The 1,961-nt window shown below is 60.7% G+C and carries 2 protein-coding genes; both read left to right on the top strand.

Features of this window, described 5'->3' with window-relative positions:
• On the top strand, positions 1-1,113 hold a 1,113-nt coding region (istA, locus tag AWB65_RS34675), incomplete at its 5' end, for an IS21 family transposase (protein ID WP_087671238.1).
• The gene (gene istB / locus AWB65_RS34670; RefSeq protein ID WP_087671237.1) at positions 1,110-1,880 is read left to right on the top strand and encodes an IS21-like element helper ATPase IstB; all 771 of its coding nucleotides are present in this window, start codon (positions 1,110-1,112) and stop codon (positions 1,878-1,880) included. The genes istA and istB, both read left to right, overlap by 4 nt.
• The last annotated feature ends 81 nt before the right edge of the window (positions 1,881-1,961 follow it).

The raw sequence follows: 1,961 nt of genomic DNA, 5'->3' as shown, positions 1-1,961 counted from the left end.
TACCGGCGCCCGCGGTTGTTCGTGATGACCCTGCGGTACTCGCGGCGTAGTTTCCGGCAAGTGGTCTGGAAGTCCAGCAAGCAGGTCTGGGCCCAGCTTCACGAAGAAGCCTTCCGCTACTTCGGCGGCGCTGTCAGTTATGTCGTCCTCGACAACCTCCGGGAAGGCGTCATCACACCCGACCTGTACGAAGCCGAGATCAACCACCTTTACAGCGCGATGCTTGAACATTACGGCGTCGTCGCTGATCCTGCCCGAGTACGCGACCCAAATCGCAAAGGTACCGTCGAGAACGCGATTCAACATACCCAGGGCACCGCGCTTGCCGGTCGCCGTTTCGAGTCGATCGAGGCGCAGAACGACTTCCTGATGCACTGGGAGACGAACTGGGCAGCCAAACGCATCCACGGCAGCACCCGGCGACAGGTCGAGGCCATGTTCCAGGAGGAGAGGCCCCATCTGCGGCCGCTGCCAAGCACCGGCTTCCGCTACTTCACGGAGGTCGTGCGTACCGTCTGGGACGACACCACCGTCAACATCGATCGCAGCAACTATGCGGCACGACCCGCGCCCATCGGTAGCCTCGTCTCAGTGCGCATTTACGACCGCACCATTGAGATCCGCGACCGCCGTACGCAGGCGTTACTGCGCACTCATCCGCGCGCTGTAAAGGCCGGCTCGCTTGAACTGCCTGAAGACGAACGCCCGTTCAATCCGTCCCGCCAGAGCGCCTTCCTGCTTGCGAGCGCCGGCGACATCGGGCCACAAACAAAGGCGCTGTGTCAACACATGTTCGATAGCGAAGGTCGCGTCGGCCATCGCGCCATGTGGGGCATCGTTGGTCTGGCGAAGAAGTATCCCGCCCGGCTCGTCGAACAGGCCTGCGATCACGCGTTACGTCATCACGTCTACCGCTACAAACAGGTGCGCGCGATCGTCGAACGGCTGTTCGAACAGGCACTCGAGCGCCTCGATCAGTCACCACAGCTTGCGCTGTCTCTCACGCAGGATCACCCGCTGATTCGTAGCGCCGCTGAATACGGCGAACTCTTTAACCTCGGTGCGCAGCACGGCGCCGAACCTCAACCTCCGACTGGAGAAACACAAGCATGACCATGACGTTACCGGAAATCGAACGGGCTCTCGGACAGCTCCGCCTGTCTGGCGTGCGCGATACACTCGAAACGCGCGTGCTGCAGGCTCAAGGCTCCCACCAGCCATTCCTTGAAACCTTCGCACTGATCCTGCAGGACGAACTGGATCGCCGCCAGTCCCGGCTCATCGAACGCCGCTACAAGTTCTCCGGCCTCGAAGAGAAACTCACGCTCGCCGAATTCGATTGGGGCTTCAACCCCAAAGTGCCTCGCCAGGCCTGCTTCCAACTGCACGCGCTGAAGTTCATCGCCGCCGGCGACAACGCGTTGATCATCGGTAAACCAGGCACCGGGAAATCGCACGTTGCGAAGGCCGTCGCCTACCAGGCCGTCTTGCAAGGCCACAAGGTGCAGTATCTTGAAAGCGACGACTTCTTTAACCGTTACGCGCTGAGCCCGACTGCCCAGCGCGAAGCCCGGCTGCGAGCCATCCTCGAGAGTGATCTGCTTGTGCTGGACGACCTGTTCCTGTCGCGTACCATCCCCGACGCCGCCGGCGCGCTGCTGCAAACCCTGATCCATCAACGCTACAAACTGCATCGCAGCGTCCTCGTCACGTCCAACCGTGTTGTACAGGATTGGGGCGCATACCTTGGCGACAATACGATGAGCACCACGATTCTCGACCGGCTGATGCACCACTGCCACCTGCTTGAGTTCGACGGTCGCAGCTATCGCCTTAAGGAAGCAGCTGAAACGCTTGCGCGGAAATCGAAAACCAGCTAAATAAACCTCTTAGTCCTGCCTCACAGGGTGGGGGAATTTACGCGACCATAAGTGGGGGAGTTTCAACTGACCGTCCGGGCA

The sequence above is a fragment of the Caballeronia humi genome, from assembly GCF_001544475.1.
GTDB lineage: Bacteria > Pseudomonadota > Gammaproteobacteria > Burkholderiales > Burkholderiaceae > Caballeronia > Caballeronia humi.
This window is presented reverse-complemented; position numbering and strand designations above follow the sequence as displayed.

Coding starts and splice junctions, on each gene's coding strand:
- istB (WP_087671237.1), top strand. CDS start 1,110: ATGACCATGACGTTACCGGAAATCGAACGGGCTCTCGGACAGCTCCGC.